Genomic DNA, 3,401 nt, shown 5'->3' on the forward strand with positions numbered 1-3,401 from the left:
GGCGTGACATCTCGGGGGGATGGGACCACTTCCGCCAGTGAGGCCGGCCCCGTGCTGCCGGCCCCGTGCTGCCGGCCCCGCACAGACGGGTCCGTGGGGAGTCGGCACCGGACCGACGAGGGCGGACACGCCGACCTGCCGGGCGCGGACGCGGAGGGACCCGGACCGGTGCCCGGTCCACCGGGCACCGCGGCACGCAGTGGTCCGCGGTGGCACCTCGTGGCGGGTCCACGGGTCCACGGGCCCGATGGGGACACACCGAGGGCCCGGCGGGATTGATCCCGCCGGGCCCTCGGGCTCAGCACTGGGGGTCGCGCTCGACGCGCGGCCGTCCTGACTCAGATCGCGCGGACGACCTTGTCGGACTTCAGGCACTTGGTGCACACGTTCAGGCGCTTCGGGGTGCCACCCACCAGGGCGCGGACGCGCTGGATGTTCGGGTTCCACCGGCGGTTGTTGCGCACGTGGGAGTGCGAGACGCTCTTGCCGAAGCCCGGTTCCTTGCCGCAGACGTCGCAAACGGAAGCCACGATGTTCTCCTCGGTTCCAGATTCTGTGTCCCCGCTCGTGCGGGTCGGTTCATGCAGCGATGGGGATCCACCGCAGGCAACCACAAGAGGATAGCCGATCCGCCCTCGTCGGTCCAAGTCCTGGGACCCCCCGCCGCGTGTCAGGTGGCACACAGCGGCGCGGTGCGGCGACAATCGTCGGGACACCCCCGGCCCGTGTGGGCACCCGCCTGCCCGGGGACGCCGGACCCCACCGGGCACGCCGGCACGGACGACAGGACCTGGAGGAACCAGTGGCACTCACCGCGCAGACCCTCGCGGAGACACTGCGCACGGCTGCCGAGGAGTCCTCGCGCCTGCACGCATTCATCGACGACCTCGACGGGTGGGACGGCCAGGACTGCGACACGGGCTCCAACGCCGCACTCACCCTGGCGGCCATGGCCCGGACGGTGGGCGACCTCGAGCCCGAGTCCTCCTTCGAGTCGGCGCTCGAGATGGGCGTCGACACCGCCGTGCGGGCAGGGGTCGGACACGTCGGGGTCCTCCTCGGCGCGGTCCTCGCGACCTGGGCCCACGCACTGGGCGGCGCCCAGTCCCTGCGCCCGGTGGACGTGCGCCGCATGCTCAGCGCCAACCCCTGGGACCTCTCCGAGGTCCACATGGACTGGTCGGTGGCACTGGAGTCGATGTTCGACGAGGCCACCTCGGAGCTCGACACCCTGGGGGACACCCTGCCCGACGAGGGTGGCCTGGTGGCCGTCTTCTCCGCCCAGGCACAGTACGGCCTGGTCAACGCGACCAATGACTCGACCGGGCGGGTGGACGCCGGGGCGGCGGTGCTCGCACTGCTCCTGGCCTCCCTGGACGCCACCGTGCGCAGCGACCACTCGATGCTCGACTCCCTGGTCCACATGCTCGCCGACCTGGCGGGCTCCCCGGGGGCGTCCTCGCCCCGGCCGCAGGCACCCGCACCCGACCGGGCCTTCACCGTCGACATCGTCCTGCACGGGACGGCGGAGGACGTCGCGGCCGCCCGCGCGGGCCTCGAGGGACTCGGGGTCCGCCACTCCGTGGTGGGCCGGTCGGACCTCTTCGGGGTGGGGGAGTGGCGGCTGCACGTGGACACCTCCGCACCCCTGGCGGTGCGCCCGCGCTCGGGCACCGTCGTGCGCTTCCAGGTGTGCGATGCGCGTCCCGACGAACTCATCGGGCAGGACATGCTCTCCGACGGCGTCACCCACCGGGGGGTGCGCCTGTTGGAACGGCGCACACTCGCGCGCGTCGAGCGCGCCATGGTCGTGGCCTGCACGCGTGCCCCGGGCCTCGTCGAGGACCTCGCCCAGGCTGGCGCCGTGACCCTGCTGGACCCGGACCCCGGTGACGTCCAGGCGCTCGCGCAGGCCGTGCGGGCCTCCACCACCGGGGTGTGCCTGGTGGCCCCCTGCGACTCCGCCACGGCCGATCTCGCACGCGAGGTCGCGCGCCACCTCGTCCTCCCCGGCGGGGGCGGCGTCGGCGCGGGGGTGGTGGGGGGAGCCGGGCCCTCACCCGCGTCCGCCGTGCCGTCAGCGTCCGCCGTGCCGTCAGCGTCCGCCGTGCCGTCAGCGTCCGCCGTGCCGTCAGCGTCCACTGTCCCGTCAGCGTCCGCCGTGCCGTCAGCGCCCCTGTCAGCGACGACGTCCCCGTCGGTGCCGCAGCCGGCGCGCACGACCACCTCCCCGTCCTCGCCCACCTCCGACCCCGGGGAGGACCCGACCGCCCCGGGTCGGCCCCTGCGCCTGCTCGTCGCGGACTCCGGGGACGACCTCTCCGCACTGCAGGTCGCCCGGGCCTGCGGGACCTTCTTCGTCCCCCGTCCCGGCGGCCCCGCGGTCGCCGGTGTCATCGAGCCGATGCTGCGGGAGTCCACCCACCGCGCGCTGGCCCGCAGCCGGGTCCACGCCCTGCCCCCCGACGCCCCGGGTCCGGAGCTGGCCGCGGTGCTCCAGGAGGTGTGCGCGATCCAGCCCAGGCGCCTGCGCGTCCTCGTGGCCGCTGACGACGGCCCGGTGCTCGTGGCCACGCTGCGCCAGATGATCCAGGGACTGGACCCCTGGGAGCCGACGCCCCCCGACCTCGAGGTCATCGACGGCGGCCAGGAGGGTCCCAGCCTGCTCCAGGGGGTTCGGTGAACGCCCTCGACATCCCCCTGGACCTGCGCCTGCCCAGGCCCACGGCACGCAAGCTGGCCGGCGCGGGGCTGACGACCGTGGGGGACCTGCTCTCCCTGGCGCCCCGGCGCTACTACCACTGGGGCGCGATGACGCGCCTGTCCGGCCTGCGCGAGGGCGAGGACGTGACGATCCTCGCCGAGGTCGTCTCCACCCGTCTCGTCCCCAACCGCTCACGCAAGGGGGTGCGGCTCGAGGTCGCGCTCACCGACGGGACCGACGTCATCGACGCGACCTTCTTCGCCACCAACGAGTTCCGCCTCGCCCCCCACCAGCGTCTCCTCGTGCCCGGGGCGCACTTCCTCTTCGCCGGGAAGGTCGGCTCCTTCCGGGGGCACCTCCAACTCACCCACCCCCAGTTCGAGGGGACGGAGGGGGAGTCCGAGGAGGACATCCTCCGCCGCCAGGAGCGCCCGATCCCGATCTACCCCGCGGGGTCGGGCCTGACCTCCTGGATGGTCGCCCGGGCCGTGTCCATGGTGCTCGACGCCCTCGACGACTCCGACGTGCCCGACCCGGTGCCGGAGGAGGTCCGCCAACGCCACGGGCTGCTGGGCCGCGCCGCAGCCCTGCGTGCGCTCCACCGCCCCGTGGACGACGCCGCCCACCGCGCGGCACGCGCGAGCCTCGCCTGGGAGGAGGCCTTCGTCCTCCAGACCGGGCTGCTGGAGGCCCGCGA

Annotated in this window: 2 protein-coding genes and 1 pseudogene; 2 read left to right on the forward strand and 1 reads right to left on the reverse strand. The window is 74.4% G+C overall.

What is annotated here, in order from left to right; genetic code table 11:
• Positions 1–338: 338 nt before the first annotated feature.
• Complete coding sequence (gene rpmB / locus TA90_RS01660; protein WP_043534287.1) at positions 339–530, reverse strand: 50S ribosomal protein L28; 192 nt, start codon at positions 528–530, stop codon at positions 339–341.
• Between the two features lie 272 nt (positions 531–802).
• Between rpmB and TA90_RS01665 the strand changes: the two genes are divergently transcribed.
• Positions 803–2,683, forward strand: a complete 1,881-nt coding sequence (locus tag TA90_RS01665; protein ID WP_043534289.1) for a DAK2 domain-containing protein — start codon at positions 803–805, stop codon at positions 2,681–2,683.
• A pseudogene (locus TA90_RS01670) lies at positions 2,680–3,401 on the forward strand (ATP-dependent DNA helicase RecG); the annotation flags it as partial. The gene TA90_RS01665 and the pseudogene TA90_RS01670, both read left to right, overlap by 4 nt.

It is taken from the genome of Actinomyces polynesiensis (assembly GCF_000820725.1).
GTDB classification, from domain to species: domain Bacteria; phylum Actinomycetota; class Actinomycetes; order Actinomycetales; family Actinomycetaceae; genus Pauljensenia; species Pauljensenia polynesiensis.